25 protein-coding genes are annotated in these 17799 nt (G+C 53.4%); 13 read left to right on the top strand and 12 right to left on the bottom strand.

What is annotated here, in order from left to right; genetic code table 11:
- Positions 1-2 precede the first annotated feature (2 nt).
- The 3 genes from Q5705_13720 to rplU all read right to left on the bottom strand — a co-directional run bounded on the left by Q5705_13720 (position 3) and on the right by rplU (position 1651).
- Positions 3-968 (bottom strand): DMT family transporter, encoded by a 966-nt coding sequence (locus Q5705_13720; protein WLI75648.1) that lies wholly within the window; start codon positions 966-968, stop codon positions 3-5.
- Between the two features lie 94 nt (positions 969-1062).
- Entirely contained in the window at positions 1063-1320 is a 258-nt protein-coding gene (gene rpmA, locus Q5705_13715; protein WLI75647.1) for a 50S ribosomal protein L27, read from the bottom strand.
- A 19-nt stretch (positions 1321-1339) separates the two neighbouring features.
- The gene (gene rplU / locus Q5705_13710) at positions 1340-1651 is read right to left on the bottom strand and encodes a 50S ribosomal protein L21 (protein ID WLI75646.1); all 312 of its coding nucleotides are present in this window, start codon (positions 1649-1651) and stop codon (positions 1340-1342) included.
- A gap of 259 nt (positions 1652-1910) precedes the next feature.
- Between rplU and ispB the strand changes: the two genes are divergently transcribed.
- Positions 1911-2882, top strand: coding sequence for an octaprenyl diphosphate synthase (gene ispB / locus Q5705_13705; GenBank protein WLI75645.1), 972 nt, complete (start codon positions 1911-1913; stop codon positions 2880-2882).
- 214 nt (positions 2883-3096) lie between these two features.
- A complete protein-coding gene (sfsB, locus tag Q5705_13700; GenBank protein ID WLI75644.1) occupies positions 3097-3372 on the top strand; it encodes a DNA-binding transcriptional regulator SfsB in 276 nt (91 codons plus the stop codon).
- Positions 3373-3426: 54 nt separating this feature from the next.
- Here the strand turns inward: sfsB and murA are convergent, their stop codons facing one another.
- The 7 genes from murA to mlaF all read right to left on the bottom strand — a co-directional run bounded on the left by murA (position 3427) and on the right by mlaF (position 8225).
- Positions 3427-4686, bottom strand: a complete 1260-nt coding sequence (gene murA / locus Q5705_13695; GenBank protein WLI75643.1) for a UDP-N-acetylglucosamine 1-carboxyvinyltransferase — start codon at positions 4684-4686, stop codon at positions 3427-3429.
- 54 nt (positions 4687-4740) lie between these two features.
- Positions 4741-4995 carry a BolA family iron metabolism protein IbaG gene (ibaG, locus tag Q5705_13690; GenBank protein ID WLI75642.1) on the bottom strand — a complete coding sequence of 85 codons (255 nt, stop codon included), beginning with the start codon at positions 4993-4995 and terminating at the stop codon, positions 4741-4743.
- 126 nt (positions 4996-5121) lie between these two features.
- Positions 5122-5415, bottom strand: coding sequence for a lipid asymmetry maintenance protein MlaB (gene mlaB, locus Q5705_13685; protein WLI75641.1), 294 nt, complete (start codon positions 5413-5415; stop codon positions 5122-5124).
- Complete coding sequence (mlaC, locus tag Q5705_13680) at positions 5412-6050, bottom strand: phospholipid-binding protein MlaC (protein ID WLI75640.1); 639 nt, start codon at positions 6048-6050, stop codon at positions 5412-5414. Before mlaC ends, mlaB begins: the two co-directional genes overlap by 4 nt.
- Before the next feature lie 16 nt (positions 6051-6066).
- Positions 6067-6618, bottom strand: coding sequence for an outer membrane lipid asymmetry maintenance protein MlaD (gene mlaD / locus Q5705_13675; protein WLI75639.1), 552 nt, complete (start codon positions 6616-6618; stop codon positions 6067-6069).
- A gap of 4 nt (positions 6619-6622) precedes the next feature.
- Positions 6623-7405, bottom strand: a complete 783-nt coding sequence (gene mlaE, locus Q5705_13670) for a lipid asymmetry maintenance ABC transporter permease subunit MlaE (protein WLI75638.1) — start codon at positions 7403-7405, stop codon at positions 6623-6625.
- 7 nt (positions 7406-7412) lie between these two features.
- Positions 7413-8225: a phospholipid ABC transporter ATP-binding protein MlaF gene (gene mlaF / locus Q5705_13665; GenBank protein ID WLI75637.1), complete on the bottom strand. Its 813-nt coding sequence runs from the start codon at positions 8223-8225 to the stop codon at positions 7413-7415.
- A 231-nt stretch (positions 8226-8456) separates the two neighbouring features.
- On the opposite strand from mlaF, the gene Q5705_13660 reads away from it, so the two are divergent.
- The 11 genes from Q5705_13660 to npr all read left to right on the top strand — a co-directional run bounded on the left by Q5705_13660 (position 8457) and on the right by npr (position 16373).
- On the top strand, positions 8457-9431 hold the full coding sequence (locus tag Q5705_13660; protein ID WLI75636.1) for a calcium/sodium antiporter: 975 nt from the start codon (positions 8457-8459) through the stop codon (positions 9429-9431).
- A gap of 13 nt (positions 9432-9444) precedes the next feature.
- The gene (gene kdsD / locus Q5705_13655) at positions 9445-10431 is read left to right on the top strand and encodes an arabinose-5-phosphate isomerase KdsD (GenBank protein WLI75635.1); all 987 of its coding nucleotides are present in this window, start codon (positions 9445-9447) and stop codon (positions 10429-10431) included.
- 14 nt (positions 10432-10445) lie between these two features.
- Complete coding sequence (gene kdsC / locus Q5705_13650) at positions 10446-11012, top strand: 3-deoxy-manno-octulosonate-8-phosphatase KdsC (GenBank protein WLI75634.1); 567 nt, start codon at positions 10446-10448, stop codon at positions 11010-11012.
- Positions 11009-11584 carry an LPS export ABC transporter periplasmic protein LptC gene (gene lptC, locus Q5705_13645; GenBank protein WLI75633.1) on the top strand — a complete coding sequence of 192 codons (576 nt, stop codon included), beginning with the start codon at positions 11009-11011 and terminating at the stop codon, positions 11582-11584. Before kdsC ends, lptC begins: the two co-directional genes overlap by 4 nt.
- Positions 11553-12107: a lipopolysaccharide ABC transporter substrate-binding protein LptA gene (lptA, locus tag Q5705_13640; GenBank protein WLI75632.1), complete on the top strand. Its 555-nt coding sequence runs from the start codon at positions 11553-11555 to the stop codon at positions 12105-12107. The genes lptC and lptA overlap by 32 nt, the downstream gene beginning before the upstream one ends.
- 6 nt (positions 12108-12113) lie before the next feature.
- Complete coding sequence (lptB, locus tag Q5705_13635; protein ID WLI75631.1) at positions 12114-12839, top strand: LPS export ABC transporter ATP-binding protein; 726 nt, start codon at positions 12114-12116, stop codon at positions 12837-12839.
- Positions 12840-12887: 48 nt separating this feature from the next.
- Positions 12888-14321: an RNA polymerase factor sigma-54 gene (gene rpoN / locus Q5705_13630; protein ID WLI75630.1), complete on the top strand. Its 1434-nt coding sequence runs from the start codon at positions 12888-12890 to the stop codon at positions 14319-14321.
- Between the two features lie 22 nt (positions 14322-14343).
- Positions 14344-14631, top strand: coding sequence for a ribosome hibernation promoting factor (hpf, locus tag Q5705_13625; GenBank protein WLI75629.1), 288 nt, complete (start codon positions 14344-14346; stop codon positions 14629-14631).
- An 81-nt stretch (positions 14632-14712) separates the two neighbouring features.
- A complete protein-coding gene (gene ptsN / locus Q5705_13620) occupies positions 14713-15204 on the top strand; it encodes a PTS IIA-like nitrogen regulatory protein PtsN (protein WLI75628.1) in 492 nt (163 codons plus the stop codon).
- A gap of 45 nt (positions 15205-15249) precedes the next feature.
- Positions 15250-16104: an RNase adapter RapZ gene (gene rapZ / locus Q5705_13615; protein ID WLI75627.1), complete on the top strand. Its 855-nt coding sequence runs from the start codon at positions 15250-15252 to the stop codon at positions 16102-16104.
- Positions 16101-16373, top strand: coding sequence for a PTS phosphocarrier protein NPr (gene npr, locus Q5705_13610; GenBank protein ID WLI75626.1), 273 nt, complete (start codon positions 16101-16103; stop codon positions 16371-16373). Before rapZ ends, npr begins: the two co-directional genes overlap by 4 nt.
- Here the strand turns inward: npr and mtgA are convergent, their stop codons facing one another.
- Together mtgA and elbB are read right to left on the bottom strand one after the other, a co-directional pair.
- Positions 16374-17105: a monofunctional biosynthetic peptidoglycan transglycosylase gene (mtgA, locus tag Q5705_13605; GenBank protein WLI75625.1), complete on the bottom strand. Its 732-nt coding sequence runs from the start codon at positions 17103-17105 to the stop codon at positions 16374-16376. It abuts the gene before it with no gap.
- The gene (gene elbB / locus Q5705_13600) at positions 17102-17755 is read right to left on the bottom strand and encodes an isoprenoid biosynthesis glyoxalase ElbB (protein WLI75624.1); all 654 of its coding nucleotides are present in this window, start codon (positions 17753-17755) and stop codon (positions 17102-17104) included. Before elbB ends, mtgA begins: the two co-directional genes overlap by 4 nt.
- Positions 17756-17799: the final 44 nt, after the last annotated feature.

Raw genomic sequence — 17799 nt, 5'->3', positions numbered from 1 at the left:
ACTCATTCGCCTGAGCGGGGCACAGTGACGACCACTTCACGCCTGCGCCAGCGTCCCAACAGACGGTGGCCAATAGCGGAAAACATCGCGCCCGCAACCACGACAAACGCACCGAGATAACCGACAAGGTTTAACATCGGTCTGGCGAAAACATCGGGCCAGGCCATTGATAATAGATCTGAAAAAAACAGCGTAAACAGGGGTGTCAGCGTGATTAATGCGCTGACCTGCGCCGCCTGCCAACGCGCCATTGCTTCTGCCAGCGCGCCGTATCCTACCAGCGTATTTAACCCGCAAAAAATCAGGCAGGCTAATTGCCAGTCGCTCAACTGGAGCAGCACGGCGGGCTTCGCCAATGGCAGCAACGCGATAGTACATAAAGTGTACAGCAAAAAGAGGATCTGCTGAGATGCCAGGCGACGCAATAATACTTTTTGCGCAACGCCGTAGCTCACCCATACCGTTGCAGCACCAACACCGAAAATCACGCCCCAGGTGTAATCCGTCAGCCGGGTGAAAATTTCTACCAGGCTGGTATTAAAAAACATCACCAGACCGCTAATCAGCATCAGCGCGCCGATAACCTGCGTTACCCGCATCTTCTCTTTCAGGATAAAGACGCTGGCAACCATCATGCCCACGGGTGAAAGCTGCCCTATTACCTGCGATGCTGTCGGGCTAACATATTGCAGGGAAGAACTGAACAGAATAAAGTTCCCGAACAGCCCGCCTGTGGCAATCGCCAGCAGGATTAGCCAACGAGGCTTGCGGAAAACATGCAACGGCGGAAGTTTTTTCTTCCAGGTGAGAATCAAACCAAGGCCGATCCCCGCCATCAAAAAGCGATAAAACACCACCGTAGGTGGTTCCATCACTTCCAGCACCTGCTTCATCGCAATTGGGAGCGCTCCCCAGCACATCGCTGTTGTAAGCGCCAGGATAATACCAATGCCCGCCTGCTGTTTCATGCCCGTTTTCCTGCCAGAATTTTGCCGGACTTCTAATGTAAAAAGCCCCGCAACGTGTTGCGGGGCTTTCTTCCGTTACCGGGACGCGAAAAACTTATTCAGCAACGATGCTGATGAATTTACGATTTTTCGGGCCTTTAACTTCGAACTTAACTTTACCGTCAGTCAAAGCGAACAGAGTGTGGTCACGGCCGCAACCTACGTTAGAACCAGCGTGGAATTTGGTACCACGTTGACGAACGATGATGCTACCTGCCAGAACTGCTTCACCGCCGAAACGTTTTACGCCCAGACGTTTAGCTTCTGAATCGCGACCGTTACGAGTTGAGCCGCCAGCCTTTTTATGTGCCATTTAAATCTCTCCTCAGGTCTTAGGCGCTGATGCCAGTAATTTTCACATCAGTGAACCACTGACGATGGCCCTGCTGCTTACGGTAGTGTTTACGACGACGAAACTTAACGATTTTAACTTTCTCGCCACGACCGTGAGCAACAACTTCAGCTTTGATTACGCCGCCATCAACGAAAGGAACGCCGATTTTGACTTCTTCACCGTTTGCGATCATCAGAACTTCAGCGAATTCAACAGATTCGCCAGTTGCGATGTCCAGCTTTTCCAGGCGAACGGTCTGACCTTCGCTTACTCGGTGTTGTTTACCACCACTTTGGAAAACCGCGTACATATAAAACTCCGCTTTCGCGCACCTATCCTGATTAATTCAGAGTGCGCTATAAATATTCACAATAGGGCGCGAATATTACGCAAATTGCGAGCCGTTGACAAGTGTGATCGTCACTCCATGCAGAAAAAAAACACAACATGTAAGGTAACGTTTATCTGGCGCATTTTTTCAGTACAATCAACAATACTATTCTAACCCGTAACCCTTTGTTATCCCATTTTGATATGTGGTAAACAGGACTGAAAGCCCGGCTTTTGCGATGAATTTAGAAAAAATCAATGAGTTAACCGCGCAGGACATGGCGGGTGTGAACGCGACGATTCTGCAACAACTCAACTCGGATGTTCAGTTGATCAACCAGTTGGGTTATTACATCGTAAGCGGCGGCGGCAAACGCATCCGTCCGATGATTGCCGTACTGGCAGCACGCGCCGTTGGCTATGAAGGCAATTCGCATGTCGCCATCGCTGCATTAATCGAATTTATCCACACTGCGACCCTTCTCCACGATGATGTTGTGGATGAGTCAGATATGCGCCGGGGTAAAGCGACCGCCAACGCCGCATTTGGCAACGCCGCGAGCGTTTTGGTGGGCGATTTTATTTATACGCGCGCGTTTCAGATGATGACCAGCCTCGGCTCGCTGAAAGTGCTGGAAGTCATGTCAGAAGCCGTAAACGTCATTGCAGAAGGCGAAGTGCTGCAATTGATGAACGTCAACGACCCAAACATCACCGAAGAAAACTACATGCGCGTGATTTACAGCAAGACCGCACGTTTGTTTGAAGCGGCTGCACAGTGCTCAGGTTTGCTGGCAGGGTGTACAGAGGCTGAGGAAAAAGGCCTCCAGGATTATGGCCGTTATCTGGGTACGGCATTCCAGCTGATTGATGATCTGCTTGATTACAGCGCTGACGGCGAGACGCTGGGCAAAAATACGGGTGACGATCTTAACGAAGGCAAACCAACCCTTCCTCTGCTGCATGCGATGCATCATGGCACGCCTGCACAGGCGCAGATGATTCGTGAAGCAATCGAGCAAGGAAATGGCCGACATCTACTGGAGCCTGTTCTGGAAGCAATGGCTCAATGCGGTTCACTGGAGTGGACGCGCCGTCGCGCCGAAGAAGAAGCCGATAAAGCTATCGCTGCCCTGCAAATTCTGCCAGATACTCAGTGGCGCGATGCTCTGATTGGTTTAGCCCACATCGCCGTTCAGCGCGATCGTTAATCCTTCCAGCCTCCCGCGAATTATCGCGGGAAAGTTCCAATAAGCTTTAATAAACGTTTCCAGCTCAACGCAATCCCTTGATATACGGCCTTGTCATAATCCTAAAACACTACACATTACATGAACTTTTTAGAACAAATGTTTTGGTGTGCGTATAGTAATCAGCGTTGTTGGCGCACGATGATTGACACCTATTTTTTATCAGGGAGATATTATGGAAACAAAGTTTATCGACTGGCATCAGGCCGATATTATTGCCGGACTGCGAAAGAAAGGTACCTCGCTGGCGGCGGAATCACGCAAAAATGGGTTAAGTTCATCCACCCTCGCCAACGCACTGACTCGCCCCTGGCCCAAAGGGGAGCTGATTATTGCCCGGGCGCTGGGAACTGACCCGTGGATTATCTGGCCGTCACGCTATCACGATCCTGTCACGCATGATTTTCTCGACAAAACGAAGCTCATCAGAAAGAAAAGAACCGAAGCGTAACGCTGCCGGAAATAAAAAAGGGAGCCTGCGCTCCCTTTTCATGAGGTAAAAGCGTTATTCGCCTTTAACGCGCTCAATGTGTGCGCCCAGCGCACTGAGCTTATCTTCAATACGTTCGTAACCACGATCGATGTGGTAGATGCGGTCAACAACAGTCGTACCTTCCGCAATACAACCCGCCAGCACCAGGCTTGCTGACGCACGTAAATCGGTCGCCATCACCTGCGCGCCGGAAAGGGTTTCTACACCGTAGCAAATCGCGGTATTACTTTCGATTTCCGCGTGCGCGCCCATACGGATGAGCTCAGGAATGTGCATAAAACGGTTTTCAAAAATCGTTTCGGTGATTACGCCAGTCCCTTCGGCAACCAGGTTCAGCAGCGTGAACTGTGCCTGCATATCGGTCGGGAACCCCGGGTGCGGCGCGGTACGGACGTTAACCGCTTTCGGACGTTTACCGTGCATATCCAGGCTAATCCAGTCTTCACCCACTTCGATATCCGCGCCTGCATCACGCAGTTTTGCCAGCACGGCATCCAGCGTATCCGGCTGAGCGTTGCGGCAAACGATTTTGCCGCCGGAGATCGCCGCAGCGACAAGGAAAGTGCCAGTTTCAATACGGTCCGGCAGAACGCGGTAAACACCACCACCCAGACGTTCCACACCTTCGATGGTGATGCGATCGGTTCCCATGCCGGTGATTTTCGCACCGAGCGTGTTGAGGAAGTTGGCAGTATCGACGATTTCCGGCTCGCGCGCAGCGTTTTCGATGATGGTGGTGCCTTCGGCAAGGGTTGCGGCGGTCATAATAGTTACCGTCGCGCCAACGCTCACTTTATCCATCACAATATGCGCCCCTTTCAGGCGGCCATTGACGGAAGCTTTGACGTAACCTTCTTCCAGTTTGATCTCCGCACCCAGTTGCTCCAGGCCGGTGATATGCAAATCAACCGGACGAGCACCAATGGCACAGCCGCCGGGCAGCGAAACCTGCCCCTGGCCGAAACGGGCAACCAGCGGCCCAAGCGCCCAAATCGATGCGCGCATGGTTTTCACCAGTTCGTACGGCGCACAGAATACATTTACCTGACTGGCATCGATCCACACGGAACCATTACGCTCCACTTTTGTTCCGAGCTGGCTCAGCAGCTTCATGGTGGTGTCGATATCTTTCAGTTTCGGAACGTTACGGATTTCAACCGGCTCCTCCGCCAGCAGGGCGGCAAAAAGGATCGGCAGTGCAGCGTTTTTGGCACCTGAAATTGTCACTTCGCCCTGGAGACGCGTTGGCCCCTGTACACGAAACTTATCCATTCATCTGATCTCTGTTAAGAATTCACACGCGCGGCGGGTTTGCCCCACCTGCGCTCAAAAACCGTTAAGTTTGCGATCGCGTGCCCATTCCTGCGGCGTATAGGCTTTGATCGACAGGGCATGAATACGGTTGTCTGCGATGTATTCCATCAGCGGACCATAAATCGTCTGTTGCTTCTTGACCCGGCTCATGCCGTCAAAGACTTCACCCACAGCAATAACCTGAAAGTGACTGCCATCGCCAGTGACGTGGGCTTCCTGGAGGGAGAGTGCTTCCATCAGCACGGTCTGGATTTCATGATTTTCCATGGGTGTAAATATCATCTAAAAGTGAAAACAGTCACACATCTTAGAGGAAAGTGACGTCGTCTGAAATAAGCAAAAAGCCCCGTCAACATAATGGATGGGGCTTTGGTGAGTAACGCATTGAAAAAATTAGCGAGGCAATGCACTCTGCGGCAAATTGTACAGCGCGGCGAGCGTGCTGACATTTTCGCTTACGCCCGCGAGTGAGACATCAATGCCCTGCTTTTTCCCCTGTGCAACAAGGTGTACCAGTAGCGCGACACCCGCCGTATCAACACGTGTTACGCCGTGTAAATCAATACAGGTCACCCCGTTCATCGCTTCAACACGCGCATCCCATAAGGGATTTAACACATCCTGATCCAGCTCGCCCAGCAGCGCCAGGCGTTCACCGTCACGCGACCAGCTTAACTGCGGGGTCATTGTTTTTTCTCATCCAGGGAGATTTTCTGATGAGAAATCGACTGCAACTCTGCGGTCAGACCATCAATGCCTTTGGTACGCAGCAGATCGCTCCACTCATTCTGTTTCGTGGTGATCATACTCACCCCTTCAGCGATCATGTCGTAAGCCTGCCAGTTACCCGTCTGGGTATTTTTACGCCACTGGAAGTCCAGACGCACCGGCGGGCGGCCATTTGGATCGATAATGGTGACGCGAATCGGCACGATGGTGGCATCGCCAAGCGGCTGTTCTGGCGCAATCTGGTAAGTCTGGCCGTGATACATTGCCAGCGCCTGGCCGTAAGCCTGTTTCAGGTACTCACGGAACGCCTTGAAGTAGGCCTCTCGCTGCGCGGGTGTTGCTTCTTTGTAATAACGACCCAGAACCAGCGCACCGGCGTATTTCACCTGCACATACGGCAGCAGCTCCTGATCGACCACATCACGCAGATAATCCGGATTTGCCCGGATCTGCGGCTGCTCATTTTTCAGGCGATCAAAAGTTTTCTTCGCAGCACCCTGCATAGCAGCGTAAGGGTTACTTTGGTCGGCCGCCAAAGCTGTGCTCAACGGTGCGACCACCAGCAGAGCGACCATTAATAGACGTTTAAACATGCGTCAGTTCTCCTCGTTAATTCGTCTGACCAGCAGACGGTGCGGCTTGAGTATTCCCTTCATCGTGCGTGGCCGCATCGCCTGAATTCTTATTGTCACCGCCTTTACTGTTGTAAAGGAATTGCCCTATCAGATCCTCAAGCACCATCGCGGACTTGGTATCCTGAATAGTGCTGCCTTCTTTAAGCATAGATGTTCCCATCTCAGGATCGTCAAACCCGACATTCAGCGCCAGATATTGTTCGCCCAACAAGCCCGAAGTACGGATCGCCAGCGAACTGGTATCCGGGATCTGGTTGTAGCGCTCTTCAATATCCAGCGTGACGCGCGGCAGATAGGTTTTAGGATCAAGCGAGATATCGGCAACACGGCCAATAACTACCCCGCCAATGCGCACCGGCGAGTTCGCTTTCAACCCACCGATGTTGTCAAACGTCGCGTAGACACGGTAAGTCGGCTCTGTACGAATTGTGGTGATATCAGCCGCTTTCAGGCAGATAAACAGCGCGGCCAACAATGCCAGCACGAGAAAAATGCCGACCCAAATTTCACTTTTTTTCGTTTGCATGAACTCAATTCCCAAACATCAATGCGGTGAGCACGAAATCAAGGCCGAGTACGGCCAGCGAGGAGTGCACAACGGTGCGTGTTGTCGCGCGGCTGATCCCGGCCGAAGTCGGGATCGCATCGTAACCGTTAAACAGCGCAATCCAGGTCACGGTGATGGCAAAAACCACGCTTTTAATCAGGCAGTTAACCAAATCCTTACGTAAGTCGACGGCGCTTTGCATCGCGGTCCAGAAAAAGCCTGTATCAATTCCTTTCCAGTTAACGCCAACCAGCGAACCGCCCCAGATCCCCACCGCGACAAAGATGATTGTCAGCAGCGGCAGGGAGATAACGCCCGCCCAGAAGCGCGGCGAAATCACGCGGCGTAACGGATCGACCGCCATCATTTCAAGGCTGGAAAGCTGCTCGGTCGCGCGCATCAAACCAATCTCGGCGGTCAGCGCCGAGCCCGCTCGTCCGGCAAACAGCAGCGCGGCAACCACCGGCCCGAGTTCACGCAGCAGCGACAGCGCCACCAGCATACCGAGGCTCGTTTCCGCACTGTAGGTGGTCAATACAAGGTAGCCCTGCAAGCCAAGCACCATGCCGATAAATACACCAGAAACGATGATAATAAGCATCGACAACACGCCGACGTTGTAGAGCTGGCGAACCAACAGCGGTGCATGCTTGCGGAACTCCGGCTTGCCAACGATAGCGTTGAAAAGCATCAAACCAGCGCGCCCAAACGTTGCGATCGTTTTGATCCCGCGATGTCCAAGCGCTGCCAGTGCATTTAACAGCATGAGTGTGTTAACTCCCTGTCTCTAATAAATCGTGCTGGTAGTCGCCAGCGGGATAGCGGAACGGAACCGGCCCATCAGCAATGCCATCCAGGAACTGGCGCACGCGAGGGTCGTTATTTTCTTGTAGCCCTTGCGCACTGCCATGGGCGACAATTTTCCGGTCCGCCACGATATAGGCGTAATCCGCGATGCTCAAGACTTCCGGCACATCGTGGGAAACAACGATACAGGTCACGCCCAACGCGCTGTTCAACTCCGAAATCAATTTCACCAATACGCCCATGGTGATGGGATCCTGGCCCACAAACGGCTCATCAAACATGATCAGGTCCGGCTCCAGCGCAATGGCGCGTGCCAGCGCAGCACGCCGCGCCATACCACCAGATAGCTCCGATGGCATCAACTTCGCCGCGCCGCGTAACCCGACCGCTTCGAGTTTCATCATCACCGTGCTGTGCAATAACGCCGGCGGTAACGTCGTGTGTTCCCGCAAAGGATAGGCGACGTTATCGAACACATTCATGTCGGTAAACAGCGCACCGGACTGAAAGAGCATGCTCATTCTTTTGCGCACGGTGAAAAGACGCGAACGCGTCATCTCCGGCACGTTTTCGCCATCAAATAAGATTTCGCCGCTGTCAGGCGGGATCTGGCCGCCAATCAGGCGCAGCAAGGTGGTTTTACCGATCCCCGACGGCCCCATAATGGCGGTGATTTTCCCGCGCGGTACCGTCAGTGAAATATTGTCGAAGATTGGGCGGCTGCCACGGGAGAAGCTGACACCACGAACGTCGACCAAATTCGCCACTGTCTGGCTCATTTCCTCTTCCTTATATGCCCTGTGGGCTGCAAGCATGATGCCTGATACCATCACGAACCCAACATTTTTACAGAATATTACCTGCCCAGGTTAGCGAAAGCTGGCATTTGTTTTACTTTTGAGCCGCATAAAGTCAAAATTAGGAATCATTACGCTACGCGGAACTCCCGGTTTTGACCCGGCATGGCAGCCTGCGAACCGGCAAAATTATACCTGAAGAAAGGACGTTAGATGCTCTTAGCGACGGCGCTATTGATAATTGGTTTGCTCCTGGTGGTCTACAGTGCCGATCGTCTGGTATTTGCTGCTTCTATTCTCTGTCGTGCTTTAGGTGTTCCGCCGCTGATCATCGGTATGACCGTTGTGAGCATAGGCACGTCGCTGCCTGAAATCATTACGTCCGTTGCCGCCTCAATGCATGGTCAACTGGATCTGGCTATCGGCACCGCCATTGGTTCTAACATCACCAATATCTTGCTGATCCTCGGCGTTGCTGCCCTGTTGCACCCTTTTACCGTCCATTCCGATATTCTGCGCCGCGAATTGCCGCTAACCTTAATAGCCAGTCTGCTGGCGGGCGCGGTGCTGTATGATGGGCAGCTCACCCGTTTTGACGGCATCTTTTTACTGTTATTAGCCGTGCTATGGCTGGTGTTCATTGTTAAAATCGCCCGCCTGGCCGAACGCCAGGGCAACGATAGCCTGACCCGGGAGCAGTTAGCGGAATTGCCGCGCGAAGGCAGCCTGTCCGTCGCCTGCCTGTGGTTGGGCGTTGCATTAATTATCATGCCGATGGCAACGCGTATGGTGGTGGATAACGCCACCGTGGTCGCCAACTTTTTCGGCATCAGCGAGCTCACCATTGGCCTGACGGTGATCGCCATCGGAACCGGGCTCCCCGAACTGGCAACGGCTATCGCGGGCGCACGCAAAGGTGAAGACGATATCGCCATTGGCAATATCATTGGCTCCAACATATTCAACATCGCCATCGTGCTGGGCTTGCCCGCATTGATTGCGCCAGGCGGCTTTAACCCGATAGCGTTCACGCGTGATTACGGGGTGATGTTGCTGGTCAGCGCCCTTTTTGCCCTTATCTGCTGGCGGCGTAAGCAAATCAGCAAAGGCGTCGGCGCACTGTTGTTCGGCGGTTTTATCATATGGTTGGCGATGCTTTACTGGCTGTCGCCGCTTTTGACTGAATAATCGGAAACGCACTATGTCGCAAATAGATTTGCAGCCGGGTTTTGACTTTCAACAAGCAGGCAAAGACGTGCTGGCAATTGAACGTGAAGGCCTCGCACAGCTGGATCAATACATCAATCAGGACTTCACTCTGGCGTGCGAAAAGATGTTTTACTGCGCCGGAAAAGTGGTCGTGATGGGAATGGGCAAATCCGGTCATATCGGCAGAAAGATGGCAGCGACCTTTGCCAGCACCGGTACCCCTTCGTTCTTCGTGCATCCTGGCGAGGCCGCGCACGGCGATTTGGGAATGGTCAGCCCCCAGGATGTGGTCATTGCGTTATCCAATTCCGGCGAGTCAAATGAGATCCTCGCGCTAATCCCGGTACTAAAAAGGCTGAAAGTCTCCCTGATTTGCATCACCAGCCGCCCCGAAAGTAGCATGGCGCGCGCCGCCGATATTCATCTGTGTGTGAAAGTGCCGAAAGAAGCGTGCCCACTGGGTCTTGCGCCAACATCAAGCACCACTGCCGCACTGGTGATGGGCGATGCGCTGGCCGTCGCATTATTAAAAGCACGCGGTTTTACCGCAGAGGATTTTGCGCTCTCTCATCCCGGTGGCGCGCTGGGTCGCAAGCTGCTGCTGCGGGTAAATGACATTATGCACACCGGCGATGAGATCCCGCATGTCAGCAAAGAGGCGACGCTGCGCGACGCTTTGCTGGAGATCACGCGGAAAAATTTAGGCATGACGGTTATCTGCGACGACCTGATGAAGATCGAAGGCATTTTCACCGATGGTGACCTGCGCCGCGTGTTTGATATGGGTGGCGATGTCCGCCACATGGGCATTGCTGACGTGATGACGCCAGGCGGCGTGCGTGTGCGTCCCAACACGCTGGCGGTAGATGCATTGAACCTGATGCAATCCCGGCACATTACCTCCGTGCTGGTTGCCGATGGCGACCAGTTACTGGGTGTGTTACATATGCATGATTTGCTGCGCGCGGGCGTAGTGTAAAGAAGGACAGAACAATGAGTAATGCTGGTGCGTCGCTTGCGACCTGTTATGGGCCGGTAAGCACGCAAGTCATGGAGAAAGCAAAGAAAATTCGTCTGCTGATCCTGGATGTGGATGGCGTGCTGTCCGATGGACTCATCTATATGGGCAATAATGGCGAAGAGTTGAAAGCCTTTAACGTCCGTGATGGTTATGGCATCCGCAGTGCGCTCACTTCCGGCATTGAGATTGCGATCATTACCGGGCGTAAAGCTAAACTGGTAGAAGATCGCTGCGAGACTCTGGGGATCACGCATTTGTACCAGGGTCAGTCAGATAAACTTATCGCGTACCGCGAGTTACTGACCAAACTGGCGCTGACGCCCGAGCAGGTGGCCTATGTGGGCGATGATTTGATCGACTGGCCGGTGATGGCGGAGATTGGTTTAAGTGTCGCCGTCGCCGATGCGCACCCGCTACTTACCCCGCGCGCGGATTACGTCACGCACATTAATGGCGGTCGCGGTGCGGTGCGTGAAGTTTGCGATTTACTGCTGCTGGCGCAGGGCAAACTGGAAGAGGCCAAAGGGCAATCAATATGAGTAAAACCAGACGTTGGGTTATTATTCTGCTGGCGCTGGCCGCACTGGTTCTGATTGGTATTAACCTCACCGCTCAGGATGAGCCGGAACAAGCCGCCACGAGTGATTCGGATCCAACTTATACGAGCAAACACACGGATACCGTCGTTTACAGTCCGGAAGGCGCGCTGAACTATCGCCTGATCGCGCAGAATGTCGAGTATTTTTCCACCGATGGCATTAGCTGGTTCGCCCAGCCCGTATTAACCACCTTCGATCAGGACAAAGTACCGACCTGGTCTATCAAATCGGATAAAGCAAAGCTGACGGAAGACCGTATGCTTTATCTTTATGGACATGTTGAGGTCAACGCGCTGACTGCGGATGCTCAATTACGAAAAATCACCACGGATAACGCCCAGATTAACCTGGTAACGCAGGATGTTACCTCCGATGATCAGGTCACGTTATACGGTACAACGTTTAATTCCACCGGCCTGAAAATGCGCGGCAATTTACGCAGCAAAAACGCCGAGCTGATTGAAAAGGTTAGAAGCTCCTATGAAATTCAAAACAAACAAACGCAGCCTTAATCTACTCCTGGCGAGTACGCTTTTCGCTGTCGCGCTTCCGGCACTGGCCGTGACCGGCGATACCGACCAGCCTATCCATATCGACTCCGATCAACAGTCGCTGGATATGCAAGGCAACGTGGTTACCTTTACCGGTAATGTCGTGGTGACGCAGGGGACGATTAAAATCAATGCCGATAAGGTCGTGGTAACTCGCCCTGGCGGCCAGCAAGGTAAAGAAATTATCGACGGTTACGGCAACCCGGCCACCTTCTATCAAATGCAGGACAACGGCAAGCCGGTGAAAGGCCACGCCTCGCAGATGCATTACGAACTGGAAAAAGATTTCGTCGTGCTGACCGGGAAAGCCTATCTCGAACAACTGGATAGCAATATCACCGGCGACAAAATCACCTATCTGGTGAAAGAGCAGAAGATGCAAGCGTTCAGCGACAAAGGCAAACGCGTGACCACCGTGCTGGTACCGTCGCAGTTGCAGGACAAGAGCAATAACGCCGCCCCGGCGCAAAAAAAGAGTAACTAATACGTTATGGCAACATTAACTGCAAAGAATCTCGCTAAGGCTTACAAAGGTCGTCGCGTGGTTGAGGACGTCAGTCTGACCGTCAACTCTGGCGAAATCGTCGGGCTGCTTGGCCCTAACGGCGCAGGGAAAACCACCACTTTCTATATGGTTGTCGGGATTGTGTCGCGTGACGCCGGCAACATCGTCATCGACGATGAAGACATCAGCCTGCTGCCGCTCCATGCACGCGCGCGTCGCGGCATCGGCTACTTGCCGCAGGAAGCATCAATATTCCGCCGTCTGAGCGTCTATGACAACCTGATGGCTGTCCTGCAAATTCGTGACGATCTCACCGCTGAGCAGCGCGAAGATCGCGCCAAAGAGCTGATGGAAGAGTTCCATATTGAGCATCTGCGCGACAATATGGGGCAATCCCTGTCCGGTGGTGAACGTCGCCGTGTGGAAATTGCCCGCGCGCTGGCGGCAAACCCGAAATTTATTCTGCTTGATGAGCCGTTTGCGGGCGTTGACCCGATTTCAGTTATCGATATTAAACGTATCATTGAACACCTGCGCGATAGCGGCCTGGGTGTGTTGATCACCGACCATAACGTCCGCGAAACGCTGGCGGTGTGTGAGCGTGCTTATATCGTCAGCCAGGGGCATTTAATTGCCCACGGCACACCGCAGCAAATCCTTGAAGACGAACACGTTAAGCGCGTATATCTTGGGGAAGACTTCAGACTCTGATAGGGTAAGGTTTATTGACGTTTTTTGTCGGAGAGTGCTGCTCTGAATATGAAGCAAGGTTTGCAACTAAGGCTTAGCCAACAGCTAGCCATGACGCCGCAACTGCAACAGGCTATTCGTCTATTGCAGTTGTCCACGTTGGAACTTCAGCAGGAACTTCAGCAGGCGCTGGAGAGCAACCCCCTGCTGGAACAAACCGATCTTCACGAAGAAGTGGATAGCCAACAAGCTCAGGAAAACGAAGGGCTGGATACCGTCGATGCGCTCGAACAAAAAGAGATGCCCGATGAGCTACCGTTGGACGCAAGCTGGGACGAACTTTACACCGCCGGAACGCCCTCCGGCAGCAGCAATGATTACATTGATGATGAGCTGCCCATTTATCAGGGCGAAACCACGCAGTCGCTGCAAGACTATTTGATGTGGCAGGTGGAGCTGACGCCTTTCTCTGATACTGACCGGGCTATTGCGACCTCCATCGTCGATGCCGTTGATGATACCGGTTATCTCACGGTCTCACTCGAAGAGATCCTGGAAAGTATGGGCAACGAAGAGATCGGTCTTGATGAAGTCGAAGCGGTGCTTAAACGCATTCAACGCTTCGATCCGGTTGGCGTGGCGGCGCGGGATCTGCGCGACTGCCTGCTGGTTCAGCTTTCCCAGTTCGCCAAAAATACGCCGTGGTGCGAAGAAGCCCGGCTTATCATCTGCGATCATCTGGATCTGCTCGCCAACCACGATTTCCGCACGTTGATGCGCGTAACACGTCTGAAAGAAGATGTGCTGAAAGAAGCGGTGAATCTGATCCAGTCGCTCGATCCGCGCCCCGGTCAGTCGATCCAGACCGGCGAACCGGAGTATGTCATTCCTGATGTGCTGGTGCGTAAGCACAACGGGCGCTGGACCGTAGAGCTCAATTCCGACAGCATTCCGCGTCTGCAAATCAACCAACACTATGCGGCAATGGGCGGCGGCGCGCGTAATGACGCCGATAACCAATTTATCCGCAGCAATTTGCAGGAAGCGAAATGGTTGATTAAAAGTCTGGAGAGCCGAAACGATACCCTGCTGCGCGTCAGCCGCTGCATTGTTGAGCAGCAACAGGCGTTCTTTGATCAGGGCGAAGAATTTATGAAACCGATGGTGCTGGCGGATATCGCTCAGGCCGTCGAGATGCACGAGTCCACGATTTCTCGTGTGACGACCCAGAAGTACCTGCACAGTCCGCGCGGCATTTTCGAATTGAAGTATTTCTTCTCCAGCCATGTGAATACCGAAGGCGGCGGCGAAGCCTCGTCGACGGCCATTCGCGCGCTGGTGAAGAAATTGATCGCCGCAGAAAACCCTGCAAAACCACTGAGCGACAGTAAGCTGACCACCCTGCTTTCCGATCAGGGGATTATGGTGGCACGGCGTACCGTTGCGAAGTATCGAGAATCTTTATCCATTCCGCCGTCTAACCAGCGCAAACAGCTGGTTTGACCCAACCGATAAGGAAGACACTATGCAGCTTAACATCACAGGACAAAACGTCGAAATCACCGATGCTCTGCGTGAATTTGTGAACAATAAATTCACCAAACTCGAACAGTATTTCGAAAGGATTAATCAGGTCTATGTTGTGTTGAAAGTGGAGAAAGTGACTCACATCTCGGACGCCACCTTGCATGTGAATGGAGGCGAATTGCATGCCAGTGCGGAAGGGCAGGATATGTATGCTGCTATCGACGGTTTAATTGATAAACTGTCGCGGCAGCTTACGAAACATAAAGACAAACTGAAACAACACTAATTGTCCGGGCGTCCGTCTGGCGCGTTGCACCCCACCGCAACCCGGTAGGGGTGCTGGCTCTGACGCCGCTTAGGTGAAATTATGATGAATAACGATTCCGCTCTTCAATTGAGCACTGTCCTTAACCAGGAATGTACCCGTAGCGGCGTTCACTGCCAGAGTAAAAAACGTGCTCTGGAAATCATCAGTGAACTGGCGGCAAAACAGTTAGGCCTGCCGCCGCAGGTCGTCTTCGAGGCGATCCTGACGCGTGAAAAAATGGGCAGTACCGGTATTGGTAACGGTATCGCCATTCCGCACGGTAAGCTCGAGGAAGACACGCTGCGCGCCGTGGGTGTTTTTGTGCAACTCGAAACGCCCATTGCCTTCGACGCTATCGATAATCAACCCGTCGATCTGCTGTTTGCCCTGTTGGTGCCCGCAGATCAAACCAAAACGCACCTGCATACGCTCTCCCTGGTCGCCAAGCGGCTGGCGGATAAAACCATTTGTCGACGCCTGCGCAGTGCGCAAAGTGACGAAGAGCTGTATCAGATAATCACGCAGACAGAAGGCGAGAGTGACGATGCGTAACGGGGTAAGACTCACTTTATCAGTCGTTCTGAGGAGAATTGGCCCATGGTCCTGATGATCGTCAGTGGTCGTTCGGGTTCAGGTAAGTCCGTGGCGCTACGCGCCCTGGAAGACATGGGTTTCTACTGTGTCGATAACCTGCCGGTTGTGCTGCTGCCGGAGCTGGCGCAGACGCTCGCCGACCGCCAGATTTCAGCCGCCGTCAGTATCGATGTGCGTAATATGCCGGAATCACCGGAAATTTTTGAACAGGCAATGAGCAATCTGCCGGACGCGTTCTCCCCGCAGCTCCTGTTCCTTGATGCCGACCGCAACACGCTGATCCGCCGTTATAGCGATACGCGCCGCCTGCACCCGCTTTCCAGTAAAAATCTGTCGCTGGAGAGTGCTATCGATGAAGAGAGTAATCTGCTGGAGCCGCTGCGCTCCCGTGCAGACCTGATTGTTGATACCTCGGAAATGTCGGTGCATGAACTGGCAGAAATGCTGCGTACGCGCCTGCTGGGCAAACGTGAGCGCGAGCTGACCATGGTCTTTGAGTCTTTTGGCTTTAAGCACGGCATTCCAATTGATGCCGATTACGTTTTTGACGTTCGCTTCCTGCCTAACCCGCACTGGGACCCGAAACTACGCCCGATGACTGGCCTCGACAAACCCGTCGCCGCGTTCCTCGACAGGCACACCGAAGTGCACAATTTTATCTACCAGACGCGCAGCTACCTTGAATTGTGGCTGCCGATGCTGGAGACCAATAACCGCAGCTATTTGACAGTCGCTATCGGTTGTACCGGCGGGAAACACCGCTCCGTCTATATCGCCGAACAGTTAGCGGATTATTTCCGCTCGCGTGGCAAGAACGTTCAATCCCGTCACCGCACGCTGGAAAAACGCAAAACATGACCGTAAAGCAAACCGTTGAGATAACCAATAAGCTGGGGATGCACGCGCGCCCGGCCATGAAATTGTTTGAACTGGTACAGGGATTTGATGCAGAAGTGCTGCTGCGCAACGACGAAGGAACGGAAGCGGAAGCCAGCAGCGTGATTGCGTTGCTGATGCTGGATTCCGCAAAAGGTCGGCAGATTGAAGTAGAAGCCAGCGGTCCGCAGGAAAAAGAAGCGCTGGCAGCGGTTATCGCGCTGTTTATCGCTGGCTTTGACGAAGACTAATTAATGCAGCTTGTGACGCTGCAAAAACGTTTCCCCGCCTAGCTGGCGCATCTGGCGCATGATCCACGCCTGGCGGCTGCGCACATAGCCCGATGGCGCCGCCGCCTGATAACGTATCGGGTTTGGCAACACCGCCGCCAGCAGCGCGGCTTCCGCCATCGTCAACCGGCTTGCGGGCTTATGGAAATAGCGCTGAGACGCCTCTTCGACACCAAATACCCCGTCACCAAATTCGGCGATATTAAGATAAACCGTCAGGATACGCCGCTTCGTCCACACCGTTTCCATCCCCAGCGTCAGCCCGGCTTCCAGCCCTTTGCGTAGCCAGCTTTTTCCGTCCCACAGGAACAGGTTTTTGACCGTCTGCTGGGAAAGAGTTGATGCGCCGCGAATGCGATTCTCATGACGTTCGTTATGGGAAAGTGCTTTCTGGATAGCTTCAATATCTAACCCCCAATGATCGGGGAAACGCTGATCTTCTGCGGCCACCACCGCCAGCGCCATCCACGGGGAAATATCGTCCATCCCCACCCAATCAGAGTGCGCGACATAACCGAAATCACCGCTCAGCCAGGCCCCCAGTTGGCGCTCCACCATCACCGCAGAAAACGGTACAGGCAGGAAGCTAAACAGCACAATCCCGCCGCCCCAAAAGATAGCCAGAACCAGTAAAACCCGCAGGAGAAGACGTTTAAGCGTGACTTTCAATGTACCGCGAAACCCCTTCTTCATTCGCTCAGCACCAGCACGCGCGCCACCAGCTTTTCGATTCCCACAGCCGCCTGAGCAATGTCCTCAGCCAGCATATAAGCTGGAGTGGTCACCACTTTGTTCTCTTCATCGATAACAATATCGTCCACCGGGCACGGCACATGTTCCGCCCCCATCTCTTCCAGCACTTCAGCGGTGTCGACATCCGTGCCGATGGTTAAGCGCAGCGGGAAGTCGAAAATCTTCGGTAGCATCGCCGGCGCAATACACATAAACCCCAGCGGTTTACCGGCCTCGTGCATCTGCTCCACCAGGTTTCTTAAGGCCTCGTTGACCACGCATTCGCTGCCCTGGCTTGCGAAATTACTCAGGTTTTTCGCCGCGCCAAAACCGCCGGGCACAATCAACGCATCCAGATCCTGTGCCGATGCCAGGGCCAGCGGTTGTATCTTTCCGCGGGCGATACGCGCGGCTTCAATCAGCACATTGCGGCTTTCGGTCATGGTTTCGCCCGTCAGATGATTGACCACGTCGCTTTGCCATTTATCGGGAGCGAAACAGACGGCTTCTGCACCATTGCGCGCGATCGCCAGCAGCGTGATCACTGCTTCGTGGATCTCTGAACCGTCATAAACACCTGCGCCACTGAGAACAACGCCGATTTTTTTCATGCGAAAAACCCTTTATGCAAGTTGCTGATGACAATTAAAAATTT

The organism is Kosakonia sp. H02, assembly GCA_030704225.1.
GTDB lineage: Bacteria > Pseudomonadota > Gammaproteobacteria > Enterobacterales > Enterobacteriaceae > Kosakonia.
The sequence above is the reverse complement of the archived record's forward strand: the minus strand, read 5'-3'. Positions and strand labels throughout refer to the sequence as shown.

What these genes read in the sequence shown, in the direction of transcription:
- ptsN (WLI75628.1), top strand. Translation starts at nt 14,713, where the DNA reads ATGATGAATAACGATTCCGCTCTTCAATTGAGCACTGTCCTTAACCAG.
- kdsD (WLI75635.1), top strand. Translation starts at nt 9,445, where the DNA reads ATGTCGCAAATAGATTTGCAGCCGGGTTTTGACTTTCAACAAGCAGGC.
- mlaD (WLI75639.1), bottom strand. Translation starts at nt 6,618, where the DNA reads ATGCAAACGAAAAAAAGTGAAATTTGGGTCGGCATTTTTCTCGTGCTG.
- elbB (WLI75624.1), bottom strand. Translation starts at nt 17,755, where the DNA reads ATGAAAAAAATCGGCGTTGTTCTCAGTGGCGCAGGTGTTTATGACGGT.
- mlaF (WLI75637.1), bottom strand. Translation starts at nt 8,225, where the DNA reads ATGAGCCAGACAGTGGCGAATTTGGTCGACGTTCGTGGTGTCAGCTTC.
- ispB (WLI75645.1), top strand. Translation starts at nt 1,911, where the DNA reads ATGAATTTAGAAAAAATCAATGAGTTAACCGCGCAGGACATGGCGGGT.
- npr (WLI75626.1), top strand. Translation starts at nt 16,101, where the DNA reads ATGACCGTAAAGCAAACCGTTGAGATAACCAATAAGCTGGGGATGCAC.
- Q5705_13660 (WLI75636.1), top strand. Translation starts at nt 8,457, where the DNA reads ATGCTCTTAGCGACGGCGCTATTGATAATTGGTTTGCTCCTGGTGGTC.
- mlaC (WLI75640.1), bottom strand. Translation starts at nt 6,050, where the DNA reads ATGTTTAAACGTCTATTAATGGTCGCTCTGCTGGTGGTCGCACCGTTG.
- rapZ (WLI75627.1), top strand. Translation starts at nt 15,250, where the DNA reads ATGGTCCTGATGATCGTCAGTGGTCGTTCGGGTTCAGGTAAGTCCGTG.
- mlaE (WLI75638.1), bottom strand. Translation starts at nt 7,405, where the DNA reads ATGCTGTTAAATGCACTGGCAGCGCTTGGACATCGCGGGATCAAAACG.
- hpf (WLI75629.1), top strand. Translation starts at nt 14,344, where the DNA reads ATGCAGCTTAACATCACAGGACAAAACGTCGAAATCACCGATGCTCTG.
- ibaG (WLI75642.1), bottom strand. Translation starts at nt 4,995, where the DNA reads ATGGAAAATCATGAAATCCAGACCGTGCTGATGGAAGCACTCTCCCTC.
- lptB (WLI75631.1), top strand. Translation starts at nt 12,114, where the DNA reads ATGGCAACATTAACTGCAAAGAATCTCGCTAAGGCTTACAAAGGTCGT.
- mtgA (WLI75625.1), bottom strand. Translation starts at nt 17,105, where the DNA reads ATGAAGAAGGGGTTTCGCGGTACATTGAAAGTCACGCTTAAACGTCTT.
- kdsC (WLI75634.1), top strand. Translation starts at nt 10,446, where the DNA reads ATGAGTAATGCTGGTGCGTCGCTTGCGACCTGTTATGGGCCGGTAAGC.
- mlaB (WLI75641.1), bottom strand. Translation starts at nt 5,415, where the DNA reads ATGACCCCGCAGTTAAGCTGGTCGCGTGACGGTGAACGCCTGGCGCTG.
- Q5705_13720 (WLI75648.1), bottom strand. Translation starts at nt 968, where the DNA reads ATGAAACAGCAGGCGGGCATTGGTATTATCCTGGCGCTTACAACAGCG.
- murA (WLI75643.1), bottom strand. Translation starts at nt 4,686, where the DNA reads ATGGATAAGTTTCGTGTACAGGGGCCAACGCGTCTCCAGGGCGAAGTG.
- rplU (WLI75646.1), bottom strand. Translation starts at nt 1,651, where the DNA reads ATGTACGCGGTTTTCCAAAGTGGTGGTAAACAACACCGAGTAAGCGAA.
- lptA (WLI75632.1), top strand. Translation starts at nt 11,553, where the DNA reads ATGAAATTCAAAACAAACAAACGCAGCCTTAATCTACTCCTGGCGAGT.
- rpoN (WLI75630.1), top strand. Translation starts at nt 12,888, where the DNA reads ATGAAGCAAGGTTTGCAACTAAGGCTTAGCCAACAGCTAGCCATGACG.
- rpmA (WLI75647.1), bottom strand. Translation starts at nt 1,320, where the DNA reads ATGGCACATAAAAAGGCTGGCGGCTCAACTCGTAACGGTCGCGATTCA.
- lptC (WLI75633.1), top strand. Translation starts at nt 11,009, where the DNA reads ATGAGTAAAACCAGACGTTGGGTTATTATTCTGCTGGCGCTGGCCGCA.
- sfsB (WLI75644.1), top strand. Translation starts at nt 3,097, where the DNA reads ATGGAAACAAAGTTTATCGACTGGCATCAGGCCGATATTATTGCCGGA.